Origin of the sequence: Bacillus massiliigorillae, from assembly GCF_000380245.2 — a bacterium.
Lineage (GTDB): Bacteria > Bacillota > Bacilli > Bacillales > DSM-1321 > Bacillus_AD > Bacillus_AD massiliigorillae.
On sequence record NZ_HG428741.1, the window covers coordinates 1736409 to 1751271 of the forward strand.

Annotated in this window: 16 protein-coding genes, 1 pseudogene and 1 other annotated feature; of the genes and pseudogenes, 14 read left to right on the plus strand and 3 right to left on the minus strand. The window is 33.4% G+C overall.

Features of this window, described 5'->3' with window-relative positions; translation table 11 throughout:
* Positions 1-206: 206 nt before the first annotated feature.
* Positions 207-1859 carry an FAD-binding dehydrogenase gene (locus TX86_RS08015; protein ID WP_042347840.1) on the minus strand — a complete coding sequence of 551 codons (1653 nt, stop codon included), beginning with the start codon at positions 1857-1859 and terminating at the stop codon, positions 207-209.
* Positions 1860-2047: 188 nt separating this feature from the next.
* Here TX86_RS08015 and TX86_RS08020 point away from each other — a divergent pair, with 188 nt between their 5' ends.
* The 11 genes and pseudogenes from TX86_RS08020 (at position 2048) to ileS (ending at position 10378) form a co-directional block, all read left to right on the plus strand.
* Complete coding sequence (locus tag TX86_RS08020) at positions 2048-2428, plus strand: hypothetical protein (RefSeq protein WP_081707606.1); 381 nt, start codon at positions 2048-2050, stop codon at positions 2426-2428.
* 110 nt (positions 2429-2538) lie between these two features.
* Positions 2539-2811, plus strand: a complete 273-nt coding sequence (locus tag TX86_RS08025) for a hypothetical protein (RefSeq protein ID WP_042347842.1) — start codon at positions 2539-2541, stop codon at positions 2809-2811.
* Positions 2798-3076: a hypothetical protein gene (locus TX86_RS08030; protein WP_154663082.1), complete on the plus strand. Its 279-nt coding sequence runs from the start codon at positions 2798-2800 to the stop codon at positions 3074-3076. Before TX86_RS08025 ends, TX86_RS08030 begins: the two co-directional genes overlap by 14 nt.
* Entirely contained in the window at positions 3069-3386 is a 318-nt protein-coding gene (locus tag TX86_RS08035; RefSeq protein ID WP_042347846.1) for a hypothetical protein, read from the plus strand. Before TX86_RS08030 ends, TX86_RS08035 begins: the two co-directional genes overlap by 8 nt.
* Before the next feature lie 174 nt (positions 3387-3560).
* On the plus strand, positions 3561-3893 hold the full coding sequence (locus tag TX86_RS08040) for a PadR family transcriptional regulator (protein ID WP_042347847.1): 333 nt from the start codon (positions 3561-3563) through the stop codon (positions 3891-3893).
* 34 nt (positions 3894-3927) lie between these two features.
* Complete coding sequence (locus tag TX86_RS08045; RefSeq protein ID WP_042347848.1) at positions 3928-4392, plus strand: GNAT family N-acetyltransferase; 465 nt, start codon at positions 3928-3930, stop codon at positions 4390-4392.
* A 97-nt stretch (positions 4393-4489) separates the two neighbouring features.
* Positions 4490-5569: an NAD(P)-dependent alcohol dehydrogenase gene (locus TX86_RS08050; RefSeq protein WP_042347850.1), complete on the plus strand. Its 1080-nt coding sequence runs from the start codon at positions 4490-4492 to the stop codon at positions 5567-5569.
* Positions 5570-6017: 448 nt separating this feature from the next.
* Positions 6018-6185: a hypothetical protein gene (locus TX86_RS26985; RefSeq protein WP_195892873.1), complete on the plus strand. Its 168-nt coding sequence runs from the start codon at positions 6018-6020 to the stop codon at positions 6183-6185.
* A gap of 18 nt (positions 6186-6203) precedes the next feature.
* Entirely contained in the window at positions 6204-6332 is a 129-nt protein-coding gene (locus TX86_RS27195) for a DUF6254 family protein (RefSeq protein WP_230203590.1), read from the plus strand.
* A 215-nt stretch (positions 6333-6547) separates the two neighbouring features.
* A complete protein-coding gene (locus TX86_RS08055) occupies positions 6548-6898 on the plus strand; it encodes a DUF6173 family protein (RefSeq protein WP_052343593.1) in 351 nt (116 codons plus the stop codon).
* A 101-nt stretch (positions 6899-6999) separates the two neighbouring features.
* Positions 7000-7244, plus strand: a binding site (T-box leader).
* Between the two features lie 54 nt (positions 7245-7298).
* Positions 7299-10378: pseudogene (gene ileS / locus TX86_RS08060) on the plus strand (isoleucine--tRNA ligase).
* Between the two features lie 56 nt (positions 10379-10434).
* On the opposite strand, the gene TX86_RS08065 reads toward ileS, so the two are convergent.
* Positions 10435-10791: a hypothetical protein gene (locus TX86_RS08065; RefSeq protein ID WP_042347852.1), complete on the minus strand. Its 357-nt coding sequence runs from the start codon at positions 10789-10791 to the stop codon at positions 10435-10437.
* Positions 10792-11085: 294 nt separating this feature from the next.
* Here TX86_RS08065 and TX86_RS08070 point away from each other — a divergent pair, with 294 nt between their 5' ends.
* A complete protein-coding gene (locus tag TX86_RS08070) occupies positions 11086-11379 on the plus strand; it encodes a YiaA/YiaB family inner membrane protein (RefSeq protein ID WP_042347854.1) in 294 nt (97 codons plus the stop codon).
* 71 nt (positions 11380-11450) lie between these two features.
* Here TX86_RS08070 and TX86_RS08075 read toward each other — a convergent pair whose 3' ends face one another.
* The gene (locus tag TX86_RS08075; protein ID WP_042347857.1) at positions 11451-12221 is read right to left on the minus strand and encodes a thermonuclease family protein; all 771 of its coding nucleotides are present in this window, start codon (positions 12219-12221) and stop codon (positions 11451-11453) included.
* 212 nt (positions 12222-12433) lie between these two features.
* Here TX86_RS08075 and TX86_RS08080 point away from each other — a divergent pair, with 212 nt between their 5' ends.
* The gene (locus TX86_RS08080; protein ID WP_042347860.1) at positions 12434-12625 is read left to right on the plus strand and encodes a YbaK/EbsC family protein; all 192 of its coding nucleotides are present in this window, start codon (positions 12434-12436) and stop codon (positions 12623-12625) included.
* 163 nt (positions 12626-12788) lie between these two features.
* Complete coding sequence (locus TX86_RS08085) at positions 12789-14846, plus strand: sensor histidine kinase (protein ID WP_042347862.1); 2058 nt, start codon at positions 12789-12791, stop codon at positions 14844-14846.
* Positions 14847-14863: the final 17 nt, after the last annotated feature.

A 14863-nucleotide genomic window follows, 5' to 3' on the forward strand; every position in this document is an offset into this window, starting at 1 on the left:
CATTTTTTATTTTTAATAGAGAAGCGGGGAGCTTTTGCTGTTTGTTTAACTTATTCCAGAAGATAAAAACACCTCCTTTGAGTAGAGAATTTATTTCATTTTATTCGAGATTTTTGAAATAAATACTTCTATTACTCTATTCGAAAAAGGAGGAAGTAAAATAAAAAGCAAACGTTTAGAAAATAATTTAAACGTTTGCTTTTTATCTATATTAATTCTTTTACAAGTGCTCGACCTGCTTGTCGCCCTGTGAATAGACATCCTCCAACAAACGTGCCTTCAAGGGAGCGGTACCCATGAACACCCCCGCCACCAAAACCGGATACTTCTCCAGCCGCATATAAGCCTTTAATAGGTGAACCTAATGAATTTAAAACTTGACCAGATAAATTAGTTTGTAAGCCGCCAAGGGTTTTCCTACTTAGAATATTGAGCCGAACAGCAATTAATGGACCATTTTTGGGGTCTAAAAACTTATGGGGGGAGGCTACTCTAATAAGCTTATCTCCAATATATTGTCGTGCTCCACGTAGTGCAGTAATCTGTAGATCTTTCGTAAACTTATTATCCATCTCACGATCACGAGCCAAAATTTGTCGTTCAATGTCTTCGTAGCGTATCAGATTATTTCCAACAAGTTTATTCATTCCTGCAACTAATTCAAGAAGGTTATTAGCAACTACAAAATCTTCACCTTTATCCATAAATGCTTGTACAGCAGGGGGGGCGCCTGGAAGCGCTCGCGATAATACTTTTTTAATACTTTTTTCTGTAAGATCGAGATTTTGTTCACTTCCTGATAGAGCAAATTCTTTTTCTATAATTTTTTGAGTAAGAATAAACCAAGAATAATCATAGCCTGTGCGCTGAATAGCTTCGAGCGTTCCCAATGTATCAAATCCAGGAAAATTAGGAGCTGGAAACCGTTGTCCCGTGGCGTCAAACCAAAGGGAAGAGGGGCCTGGAATAATACGAATAGCGTGCTTAGCCCAAACAGGATTCCAATTCTTTAATCCTTCAGTATAATGCCACATACGATCACGATTCACAATTCGACCACCTGCACGCTCTGTAATTGCTAACATTCTACCGTCTACATGCTCAGGCACTCCAGAAATCATCTGCTTAGGTGGCTCACCAAGTCGAGTTGGCCAATTTTTCCGTATAAGGTCAAAGTTTGCACCGATACCACCGCTAGATACAATTATGGCTTCTGCTTGAAATTCGAAATCACCAATGATTACACGAGAACTACCTTCACCACGCCCTACACTACTAGGTTCAAGAATACTTCCACGTACACCAATAACAGTACCATCATCTGTTAGCAGTTCATCAACTCGATGACGTGGCCGATAATCAACTATTCCTCTGTCTATTGCTTGACGAACTTTTGCTTCAAAAGGCTGAACTAATCCAGGACCTGTACCCCAAACGATATGAAATCTTGGCACTGAATTGCCATGTCCCTCTGCTGTATAGCCACCACGTTCTGCCCATCCAACAACGGGGAAGAATCGAACACCCAAACTATGAAGCCATTCACGTTTCTCACCAGCCGCAAAATCAACATAAGCCTTTGCCCATTGCTTACCCCAATAATCCTCATAATCTCGATCAAACCCAGCAGAGCCAAGCCAATCTTGCCAAGCTAATTCCTTAGAATCTTTAATACCCATTCTTCTTTGTTCCGGGGAATCAACGAGAAATAGACCTCCAAACGACCACCATGCTTGACCGCCTAATGATACTTCTGGCTCTTGGTCCAAAAGCAAAACATGCTTACCCGCATCAGTAAGTTCACATGCTGCGACTAATCCTGCAAGCCCTGCCCCAACAATAATGACATCATACTTCAATATATTCACCTCTTAATAAAGACTGAAAATTAAAAAACTATTACCACTAAATATACACTAATTAGAATATAGAAAACATTTCTTTAATTTCTTGTATATAAAAATTATGGAGGGCGTTACATTGAAGCTCAATTATACTTATTTACAAATCACCACTTCATATCTCTACCTGAAGATTTGCGGGTTGGATGATGAGGAATGAACCTAATTCTGGTGAAATTATCGAGTTATCAACCGTGGGTGATAAACTAGATTTAGCATCAAATTCAACCATTTCTATTCCTGTAATTATTGACTTACAAGAAAGAAAAATGATTTGGTGTGATTTAGCATTAAGAAGCCATCCATTTTACGAAAATAATATAGAGGGCAATCAAACTGGAATTATTGCAATGGGAAGAGCCATGACGTCATTAGTAAAGCCTATCTTATATGATTTATTTCTTCTTCATACATTAGCTAGAGGAGAAATCGTAGAAAATCCGAAAGAAGCAGATTGTATCTTTGCCTTTAACGGCAATGTAACACCTTATAATATTGAAGTCATTATTTCAGATTATTTAGCCTAATAACAAACGAAATAATTCTAATATAACAATTTTTCTAAATGGCATAGAACCTTCGTAGTATTCAAGCTATAATACGTTTGTGACAGCTTGGATCTACGGAGGATTTTACTATGACAACAATCGGAAAATGGACAATAATTCTTGAACAAACTGAAGAAAATGAAATGACTGCATTCCGCAGTGAAGATGAAGAAACATTATTAATCGTTGATAGGGAACATGATAAAATGGCTACTTTAATGGTAGAAGAAGATGAAAGTTTGGTCATATTACATTTATCTTTTGATAAAATCATTACAGTAAATCACAAAACACATACAGCCACTATTAGTGCTAATCCTGCTTATGCAGATGATGAATATGGTATAGATGATGAAGATTAAAAAGCAAGAGTTCGAAACAGTGACTGTACCTTTTGGGGACTATAATCTCATCATGTCTACTCCGAAGGGTGAAGATATAATCGTGCTAGCTCATGAGCATAAAGTACGCTTTTATGATATTAAATACTCTAATGAAGTTATTAATTTAACGTTAACAAATAATGGGGTAGCTGTTGATCTTGATGGAGGATCTGAAGGTATTTCTATTAAATTTGCTTATGATAAGCCTAATATTAACATTGTAGGAGGTCTTTCAAATGACTGAACATGCAATGGAGTATTTAGCTATTGTATTAACAAATGGATGGGAACTATTACAGAATACTGCTTCTGAAAGTTTATTAGCTTTCTTCCATCCTCACACAGGTGAAGTATTCATAGTTAATAATTTCTTTGAAACTGGAGATATTGTTTTTAGAGCAAAAATTAATGAAGATGATACGGTAACTATTCTAGTATTGGATGATTCTGTCCTAAGTTTTGTTGACTACGAAGAGAAACAAATTCGTGTTGATGAAGTTGAGGTATTTGCTGAACTAGAAGATGAAGATGAAGATGAATATATTTTTAATTGAACGATTCTTCGTCTTGAGGAATCGTTTTTTTGATAGGTTTGATTCATGTGATTAGTAGATGAATTGTATATACTGTAGGAAACTATGTGATGGACGTATTTATGTCCAAACATTTAAGACGATGATATATGAAAAGATTAAACAGTTCTAAATAGGAAAAGAGAGGATTACACAATGAAATTTCAAAGAGGGAGACATACACCTGCATTTATACTTTTATATATTGCCGAAAAACCTTCGTATGGATTTGAATTATTACATCGATGTAACGAGGAATTATTAGATAACACGATTGATGTAGCAGCAATTTATCTCTCTCTCAAAGAACTTGAAAAAGACAACTGCATAATCTCACATTGGGAGCAAAGCACCTCTGGCCCACCGAAGAAACTATATCAGATTACTGAAACAGGGTATGAAAAATTAGAAGAATACAAACATGACATACTGGAAAGGTTGGAAAATTTACAACACTTTACAAATGTTTATAGCAAAATAAATGCATAGGAATAAGAGATTTATTTGTAAAAGGGGACTTAACATGGAAAAGTGGACAATTGATCAAAACTATTTTATTTCAACCGATAAAGATTTATTAAAAATTGATATTATTTTTCAATTTTTAAATAAACAATCTTACTGGGCACATAATATTCCAAAGGAAACTGTGATAAAATCCATTCAGCATTCTGCTCTTTGCTTTGGTGTTTATAAGAAAGAAGAAAGCACGATACAACAAGTAGGGTTTGCTAGAGTTGTTTCTGATTTAGCATCTTTTGCTTATCTATGTGATGTTTTTGTTCTTCCTGAATATCGAGGAATCGGATTGTCAAAACAATTGATGCAGTTTATTACAACACACCCAGAGTTACAGCAAGTCCGTAGATTCATGTTAGCAACTAAAGATGCGCATCAATTGTATGCACAATATGGCTTTAAGTTAATTGATACACCTGAAAATCTTTTGCAAATCAGAAGGAATCCAAAAGATATCTATAGTAAATAATTGGTTATAACAACCCGTCTTATTAGAAAATATTTCAGAATAGTTTTATAATAGATGTTGGGGACATCATTTTTTTACTGAAAGGGGTATCATCACTATGAAAATACAAGCAGCAGTAACTCACGAATTAGGTAAAGAATTTTCAATAGAAGAAGTTGAATTAAACGCACCAAAAGCAAATGAAGTATTAATAAAAGTCATTGCAACTGGAGTTTGTCATACAGATGCCGTTGCCAGAGATTTAGGCTTAGCTCCATTTCCAGTTGTTTTAGGACATGAGGGCTCAGGTATTGTAATAAAAGTAGGAGATGCAGTAGAAACCATTGCTGAGGGAGATCATGTGGTTCTATCTTATTCTTCTTGTGGCCACTGTGAAAACTGTTTAAGCGCTCATCCATCGACTTGTCAAAATTTCAACGCTCTAAATTTCGATGGAGAAGGATATGATCGTTTACATCAACATGACCATAATGTTTCCACATTCTTTGGACAATCTTCTTTCGCTACATATGCTGTTGTTAATGAACGTAATGTTGTAAAAGTTAATAAAGATGCAGATCTTGCATTGCTTGGACCATTAGGCTGTGGAATTCAAACAGGAAGTGGGACAGTATTGAATAAACTAAAACCAGCATTCGGTACTTCAATAGCTGTTTATGGCTGTGGAGCTGTTGGATTAAGTGCTATTATGGCTGCTAAAATTGTAGGTTGCAAACATATTATTGCTATTGATGTTCATGATAGTCGTCTTGAATTAGCAAAAGAATTAGGAGCTACACTTACTTTAAACGGTAAAAATGTTGATGTAGTTCAGGAAATTAAAAAAGCAACAAATGGTGGAACACATTATGCGGTAGAAACAACAGGTGTACCACCAGTTGTCCGTCAAAGCCTACATGCTCTTCGTCCACTTGGCACAGTAGCAATTGTAGGAGTAACGCCAGAAATGCAATTCGACGTTCATAATGACATTATGGCAGAAGGAAAAGCCATGGTTGGTGTAATTGAAGGAGATGCTGTACCACACCTATTTATTCCTGAGCTAGTCGACTACTATTTAGCGGGTAAGTTCCCAATAGATAAGCTTGTTAAATTTTATGATTTTAAAGATATTAATCAAGCGTTCGAAGACTCTAAAACAGGTGTTACAGTAAAACCGATTGTTATGATGGGATAAATACAAACTAAAATAATGCGACTATATAATTCCAATAGAAACAAGCTCACTTATTCAAATCAAGTGAGCTTGTTTTTTATGTATAATGAATACTATTTTACATAAAAAAGCCACTTTTATTTCTATAAATGAAACCATACTTCATTCTAGGTATGATAAAAGATAACACATCAACAGTAACAGTCTTAAAAAACACATCAACATTGCCAATTGAAGCTTTATTAAATACTAATATTCCTAGAAATGAAGCAAAAATACATTTCCAGGTTATGTAGAATTAGTAGGATATTTAAAACTGCCTACAACAGGAATTTGAAAACTGGATGCATATCTTGATGATGAATATATTGGATACATCGTTATTAATGTACTTGCTAATCCTGAATAAATGAATCGTGCATATTTCTTTTTTCACTTCTAATACTAAAAGCAAGAAGGAGGGATATGCGTGCCAAAACGAACAAAGAAAAATGACCCGCAGCAAAAAAACAAACAAGGATTTGACTCTAGTAAAACTGATTCTGAATTTTCAAAGGAATTTGGCAGTGCAGCGGCAAATCGTGCTCATAAAGAAAAAGCAAAGAAGGCTAGAAAATCAAAAAATGTAAAGCTATAAAAAGGAGTAATTACAATAATGACTCAATCTAAACGTCAAGAAGAGCGACAGTTTAATACACGAAAGCAATCTCAAAATCCACATGGCAAAGTAAAAACATTCGAGCAATTGTCTAAAGAAGCTGGAAAAAGTAATGATGAAAGCTAATCCTTTTTGATAAATTATATTAAGTATATAGACCTGTTCTTATTAGTTAAGGACGGGTTTTTATATGAATACAATTAAATAATTGCTTGGTAATACATCAAGATGCCAAAAAGTTTTCGAAGAATTACAACTCATATCTATTTCACGGTTTATGAATTTTTTAAATAGGGTAGATTCCTTTATAGATAAGTAATTATTAACTAGGGGGAACTATCATGAGTGTAGAAACAACATTAGCAACTTTGAATATTGACCCAGAAATTTTAAGCAATAAACAAGGTCAAGAAAAGGGGCTGTACACTGAAATCTTAAATATGGTAAGAGATTTTGAGCTTAACCTTAATGAAGATGAAAAAGTAGGTATTAGTTTAGTTAATAACGGACAAGCTTTTCATTTTTACTTAACAGGACTACATTACAGTGGTTCAGATATGATTAGATTTGAGGGTATTACTGACGCTGGAACTAAAGTTAATTTAATTCAACATAAAAAACAACTTAATTTCTTACTTATTTCTTTACCTAAACTATATAATCAAAATTTTAACCGTGTAGTATTTAGTTAATTTTTCTAGTGTAGATATATATGAAAATGTACACAAAATAAAATTACAGAGTAATTTGACACTAAAATTCCATAGTGTTAATATAATTGCAATAAAAGCATACAAATTCATTGACGAGAACAAGTAATTTTAGAAACTGTCCTAAAGAGAGCCGGCAATTTGGTGAAAGCTGGTGTTCAGGTCTTTAATGAAAATCCTCTCCGAGAAGTCAAGCTGAATACAAAGTAAGCTTGAACGGGTGTCTACCGTTAAAAGGAACGCGTATGATCGTACGTGGCTAAGTGCTATTGATGAACGGAATCTTCAATAGAATTAGGATGGTATCGCGGTTCAACCCGTCCCTTTTTATAGGGACGGGTTTTTTGTATGCTTTTAAATTACCGTATAGGAGCGATATCCAATGAAAAAAGAAAGCATAATTCAGCGAGAAGAACAAGTTCGAAAACAATGGATGCAAGAAAACATATTTAAAAAATCAGTTAATAACCAAGAAGGAAAGCCATCATTTGTTTTTTATGAAGGTCCACCAACCGCAAATGGTTTACCCCATGTTGGTCATGCTTTAGGACGTACGATTAAAGATGTTGTAGCAAGATATAAAACCATGTCGGGACATCAAGTTATTCGTAAAGCAGGATGGGATACTCATGGACTACCTGTTGAACTAGGTGTTGAAAAACAATTAGGAATTTCGGGTAAACACGAAATAGAGAACTATGGTGTGCAAGCTTTTATTGATAAATGTAAAGAAAGTGTTTTTATATACGAAAAGCAATGGCGTGAGTTTACTGAGAAACTAGGATATTGGGTAGATATGGATGATCCATATGTTACACTTGAAAATCCTTATATCGAAAGTGTTTGGAATATCCTTGGTACGATTCATGAGAAAGGCTTATTAAATAAAGGACATCGTGTATCTCCATATTGTCCGAGTTGCCAAACGTCACTTAGCTCACATGAAGTGGCTCAAGGTTATAAAGTAGTGAAAGACTTAACTGCAACAGCCAAGTTTAAGTTAGTTGATAAGAATAATGAATATTTTCTTGGATGGACTACAACACCTTGGACATTACCAGCCAATGTTGCATTAGCTGTAAATCCAAATATGAAATATGTTCGTGCTAAACAAGGAAATGATATATACATTCTAGCCAAGTCATTAGTTGACACTGTCTTAAAAGATGAATATGACATCTTATCAGTTCATCTTGGATCAGAGTTAAAGGGTATATCATATATACCACCATTTGATTTCGTAACCGTTGAGATAGGACATCAAGTAGTGGAAGCGGATTATGTAACAGATACAAGTGGTACCGGCATAGTTCATATTGCTCCAGCATATGGGGAAGATGATTATAAAGTAATCCAAGAAAATGAGTTTTCATTCGTAAATGTTGTAAATGAAAAAGGCCAATACACATCAGACATTAATCCTTTTCAAGGGCGTTTTGTAAAAGATTGTGATGTAGATATAGTTCGTGCATTAGCTGAAAAGGATTTACTTTTCAGTAAAGAAAAACATGAACATAATTATCCTCACTGCTGGCGATGCGATTCACCGCTTTTATACTATGCAAATGAAAGCTGGTTTATTAAAACAACTGCAATGAAAGAGCAATTTATAAAAAATAATGAAGAAGTTACATGGCATCCAGACCATATTAAACACGGGCGATTTGGCAACTTTTTAGAAGAAATGGTGGATTGGAATATCAGTCGTAAACGATATTGGGGAACTCCGCTAAATGTTTGGCAATGTGATAGTTGTAATCATCAATATGCCCCGAAAAGCATAGTAGATTTAAAGCAACATTCCGTTCAACCAATAGAAGAAATCGAATTGCATAAACCGTATGTAGATGAAGTGAAACTTTGCTGCTCAGAGTGTGGTGGCACAATGACAAGAACACCTGAAGTAATAGATGTTTGGTTTGATAGCGGCTCCATGCCATTTGCTCAATATCATTATCCATTCGAAAATAAAGCATTGTTCGAAAAACAATTCCCTGCTGATGTAGTTATTGAGGGTATCGATCAAACCCGTGGATGGTTTTATAGCCTGTTAGCTGTCTCTACTTTATATACTGGCAAAACACCATATAAACGCGTTCTATCTTTAGGTCATGTATTAGATGAAAATGGGCAAAAGATGTCTAAGAGTAAAGGAAATGCACTTGATCCGATGGATTTAATTCAAAAGTATGGAGCAGATTCATTAAGATGGGCGTTATTAGTAGACAGTGCACCATGGAATCCAAAACGTTTTTCAGAGCGAGTGGTTCAAGAGGCTAAATCAAAATTAATTGATACATTTGGCAATGTTTACAGCTTCTATGCGCTCTATGCTGACTTAGATGGATACAGTCCTAATAAAACCTATGAAGCAAAGAAAATAAACTAGATGCCTGGATTTTATCACGTCTGAACAGCACAATAAAAACCGTTACGCATAATCTTGAGGAATATCATTTCACAAATGCAGCAAGAGAGATAGCTAAATTAGTTGAAGAAGTAAGTAATTGGTATGTAAGACGCTCAAGAGAACGATTCTGGTCTAATGGCATGAACGAGGACAAAGTTGCAGCTTATCAAGTCTTATATGAAGTGCTAACAAAAACAAGTCAACTACTTGCACCATTAACACCATTTATTGCAGAAGACGTCTATACTAATCTTACTGGTAAAAGTGTTCATCTATCAGCATATCCGACATATGACGATACGCTAATCAATGCTCAATTAGAAAAAGAAATGGCTGCTGTTCTACAAGTTGTCGAATTAGGTCGAAGTATTAGAAATACAGCATCAATGAAAGTAAAACAACCATTAGCGAGCCTATCTCTTATTAGCTCTAATCAAGAAATGGATTGGTCTTCTTACCGCAACATCGTATTGGATGAATTAAATGTAAAAACATTTTATGAAATTGGAGACGAAGGAGAATTTGCTACAATAAAGCTGAAGCTAGATTTCAAAAAATCTGGTGCTAAATTCGGAAAATACGCTAACATTGCTAACAAGTGGGTTCAACAACTAGGTCAAGAAGAAGCAAAAGCATTTATAGATACTGGGTACGGAATGATGGAAACAGATGCTGGTGAATCAGTGAAAGTGACTCTTGAAGATGTTTTGGTAGAAAAAGTAGCTAAAGATGGATTCTCTTCCGCTACCAATGGTGAATTTACCGTTATATTAGATGTTGCTCTAACAGAGGATTTAATTCAAGAAGGTGTGGCACGCGAATTAATTCGAGCTATACAAGAGTATCGTAAGAAGTTGAATCTACCAATTAATATGTACATTGATATTGTAGTAAATGCTGATGATTATTTACAACATGTTATTGAAAAGTTTAAACCTATGCTGAAAGAGAATTTACTCATGCAAAACATTGTTATTCAAGATAAAAAAGTAGATGGAGAAGAAATTGTTGTTGGACAGTATAAAGCAACAATACAATTAATTACACTATAAAGGCTAGTTAGTACATTTAAATAAGAAGCTGTCGGAAGTACGACAGCTTCTTATTTTTATTCGGCATGAATTAGCTTATTAGTTAAATTATTTGTTAGTGGTTTAAAACGTACTTCATATTGAACATTTACTTTGCAATTCTTCCAAATATCTCCCCATTCTTTAGCAGTTAACGGTTTACTAAAAGGGGAGAGAGTTAAACTACCAAAGCGAAACGGCATGATAATACTTTCGTTTATTCGTTCTAAATTAACTAAAGTACGTATGTAAATCATCTTGATTTTCTGTTCTTTTTTTTCAAGATTTTTAAATTCTGCATCTACCATTTTATTTAGGGCATTTTCCAATTCTTCTATTTGTAGATTTGAAGATGAATCAGTTGTAGATGTTTGTTCAGGAACTTGTTTTTTCATAAAATTCTCACCTAAATATAAATGATTTAAAATACTACTATTACTTTGTATTGTTTTGCATATCTTTCATTATTATTCTTACATCTTTCGTTTTCATTTCAGTTTAAAACACAACTAAAGTTTTATGTTTTTCCAATTCTATTCCATATATAATTATGAGGTAATAAAGAACTTGCAATTAATAATTACATCAAGTCTATCTAACATAATTCCAGAAGTGCTCATTTCAGAACTATGATTTTCAACATGAATCTTTGCTCATTTTTAAACGAAAATGTAAAAGGAGTGTAATACATGCAACGTTATAGAAAGAAAAACACAACAGCATTTACTTTTCTTGCTTGGATAGCGTTCATATCAGGTATAGTGTTACTTAGTGTTGGATTATATAATGCAGATAATCTGGAGTTAAATGAAAAAGGTTATTATATTGCAGTAATGATATTAACCGTTGTAGGGGCAATAACTGTACAAAAGGTAACTAGAGATAATGAAGATGATAAATATGCACTTGAAGAATATGAAGAGGAAAGATTAAAGTCTAAAGTTATTGTCGCTAAAGTAGAAGATAATGATAAAAAAGGGTAAATAAAATCAAATAATATTCAATTTTATTAAAAAAACGGCTGATTTATATTAACCTAAATCAGCCGTTTTTCTCATTCCTTAGAAGCTCGATATCCCGCTTGTTCAGCTTCTTTTACTGAATCAAACCATATAATATTCTTCATCGGTGTATCATAATATTTCCCACCAGGAACATGATATATTTTACTGTTCGTATTTCCTTTAATTTTTTCTTGTTGGTTTCGCGAAGAATTATTTTCTGATTGATTAGTGGTATTCATAGTTGCATTTGTTGCTGCGTCTACATTATATCCTTTTTCTGTTACATACCCTTTAATGCTCCAGATGTTCTTCTTATTCAACTTCGCTTCGTCTTGAATTTTTAAGAACTCATCTAAATAGCGAGTATTTGGCTTATAGATAAATCCAACACGAGCAAATCCTTCACGTATAAGCGTTTTATTCAACATTTCACCATTTACATATACATAGGCAAGTAAACGATTATATTTGTCATACTCGTGACCTTCTACACCAGGTTCAATGATTACTTTAGTACCAATAGGTAATAATTCCTTAACGAAATTAGAGGCTTCAATTGAAAAAGGCTGTGGATCAACACCTTGTTTCACTGATTCCGGAGTATCAACCAATAATAATCGAACTCTTTGTTGTTTATTTTTATATGAGATTGTTAATGTATCTCCATCTGTAACCTTTTCAACAGTTGCTTCATATGTAGGATATTCTGAAACTATGTTTTTATTTTCAACTTCATTTGTTTTAGAACTTGAACTAGAATCTACATCACTGCAGCCTGTTAATAAAGCTAGTGTCAATAATAGACTTAACCACTTTTTCATTACTTTTCTCCTTAAATACACTTAGTTTACTATTGTTATTCTAATAGAAGAACAACAGTTTCTATTTTTGATGAAATTAAGAAAAAAAGCAAGTAAATATGTTTTTTCACTTAAACATTCAATAATTACACAAGGATTATACATTTGTACATCGTTTGTTCATGCTTTAATAGTTAATATATAAAACTATTTAATTATAGGAGGAAAGATGAATGGTAAAAGCTACAGAGAAAGAAGCTTATGAGATACTAGAAAAATTAGAAATTCCATTTGAACGCATTGATCATGAAGACACAGTTAGCATTCATCCAAATATAAATACAACAACACTTATTATTTCATTTCATGATTTAGAGCAGATATTAGATTGGTCATCTCATCCTCCAAAATATATTAAGTTATAAACTTTATCAGGGCTTTCTCAACGGTTATGATAATAAATTTATGAGAAAGCCCACTTAAATTCCATTAACATTATACCAAAAAAAACAATAAATCAACACTCTAACAATCATTAAATGGTATCATTGATTTTAAAACAGATTAGAAAAGTTGGGGATATAAGAAATGAAAGGGAAACATATAATCATTCTTCTTACTATGCTATTAATCTTAATAACCTATAAAGTACATGATGCACATGCCAATTCAGCAGCTGAGAAGGGAGTTTTTGAAGTTAAACAACAATCTCCAACAGAAGTAATTCCGCTCAATGGAAAATGGGAGTTTTATTGGAATAAATTATATAGCCCCACAGATTTTAAAAATGATAACGGACTAGTCTCCGCACATTATGTAGAAGTTCCTAATACATGGACCCATTACATAATAAAAAGAAAGAAAATTCCGAATACAGGCTATGCAACATATCGTTTACAATTGATATTTCAGAAAAACCAAGTTGGCAGGATAAAAAGTCTTTATATTCCCAATATCCCTACCTCATCTGCGTTATGGGTGAATGATAAACTTATTATGAAAAAAGGGATTGTCGGAGAAAACAAGCAATCTTCAAAACCTATAGTTAACGCCAACGTCGTCTCATTTGAGATTCCTTCTACAAATGTTGATCTTGTTATTCAAGTTTCAAATTTTTATCAGAATGAGAAATCTGGTATGATCACTTCACTTAAGTTAGGGGAGCAGAAAGCAATATCAGGCTATCAAAATAAGAAGATTACCTATAGAGCAATGATAAGCATGTGCTTAGGAACAATGGGGTTATATCACATTGTCTTGTTTTCTTTCCGTCGAAAAGAAACTTCATTACTTATTTTTGGTATGCTTTGTTTAATTGTTTCACTAAGAGCCACACTTTTAGAAGCAACATTGGCAGAAATACTCTTTTCCTTCTTAAGTTATGAGGTAACTTCAAAACTGGGTTATTTAGGTGCCTCATTAGGTTTGCTCTTTTTTTATTTATACGCCTATACACAATTCTCGCAAGATATGAGCTGGAAATGGAGAAATGTTATTATCGGTAGTATGTCGTTGTATAGTATGTTTGTTATTCTTACACCACCTATCATATATACGAAAACAATGCTTTTACTACAAATATTCATGTTCTTAACATTTATATATTTATTCATTGTATACGTAAAAGCTTATTTAAAGAAACGTGAAAATGCGTTTTTAAATGCTTTTGGTGCCTTGATCATATGCTTAACAGCTGTAAATGATATTTTATATTTTAATAGGGTTATTTATACGGCTGAATTATCATCAATCGGTTTATTGTTCTTTCTATTTTCACAATCTATTATCATTTCTAAAAAATATGCTAAATCCTCCGAAAAGAATGAACGTCTTTCCAAAGATTTAGCAGTACTAAATGAATCATTAGAACAACAAGTCCTTGATCGTACAATGGAACTAGAAGCCATGAATAAAGAATTACAAACCACAAATGAAAAGCTAAGTGAAGTTCAACAATCAAGAAGTCGCTTAATTAGTAATATTTCCCACGAAATTAGCACACCTTTAACTAGTATTAATTTACATACAAAGGCTATGTTAGATGGGATAATTAAAAGCGAAAAAAAATTCATTCAAATCGTACACGAAAAAGGCTTATATATTTCACGAATGTTCGATGATTTAAGAGCCATTACCAACATTGAAAATAAACAAGTACAATTTGAATTTAAAAAAATAAATATGAGAGACTATATAAAACTCATCTACCATAAATATAAATGGGATATTGAAAAGCAAGGAATAACTTTCACCTACCACGATTACTTTCCTTCAAATATCGACCCTATGGTATTAATTGATCCAATAAGGATTGAACAAATTATTGCTAACTTTTTAACTAATGCTGAACGTTTCGTATCAGAAGGTGGATTCATTACAATAGAGATAGCTTTGAGACAAACTCACTTTGTTAAAGTTAAGGTAATAGACAATGGAGTTGGTATAAAAGAAGAAGACGTGACGCAAGTATTTGAACGGTTTTACAAAAACAACTACGAAGGTAAACAGCATAATGGTTCTGGTTTAGGTTTAGCTATCTCGAAAGAAATTATAGAATTCCATAAAGGTTCTATAGGGGTTGAGAGCACAGAAGGAGAAGGAAGCTGTTTTTATTTCATATTGCCTTTAATTAATAGAGTGCAATAATTAATTACATAAAAAAA